Raw genomic sequence first — 382 nt, forward strand, 5'->3', positions numbered from 1 at the left:
TCGAGCCAAAAACTTTAATTGAAGAGTTTGATCATGGCTCAGATTGAACGCTGGCGGCAGGCCTAACACATGCAAGTCGAGCGGCAGCGACAACATTGAACCTTCGGGGGATTTGTTGGGCGGCGAGCGGCGGACGGGTGAGTAATGGCTGGGAACCTGCCTGGTAGAGGGGGATAACCACTGGAAACGGTGGCTAATACCGCATGACGTCTACGGACCAAAGAGGGGGACCTTCGGGCCTCTCGCTACCGGATGGGCCCAGTTGGGATTAGCTAGTTGGTGGGGTAAAGGCTCACCAAGGCGACGATCCCTAGCTGGTTTGAGAGGATGATCAGCCACACTGGAACTGAGACACGGTCCAGACTCCTACGGGAGGCAGCAG

General features: G+C 56.8%; 1 rRNA gene. It reads left to right on the top strand.

Annotation, left to right across the window (positions count from 1 at the left end):
• Nucleotides 1-15: 15 nt before the first annotated feature.
• A 16S ribosomal RNA gene (locus G5S52_RS23550) occupies nucleotides 16-382 on the top strand; the annotation flags it as partial.

The organism is Grimontia sedimenti, assembly GCF_011045095.1.
Lineage (GTDB): Bacteria > Pseudomonadota > Gammaproteobacteria > Enterobacterales > Vibrionaceae > Enterovibrio > Enterovibrio sedimenti.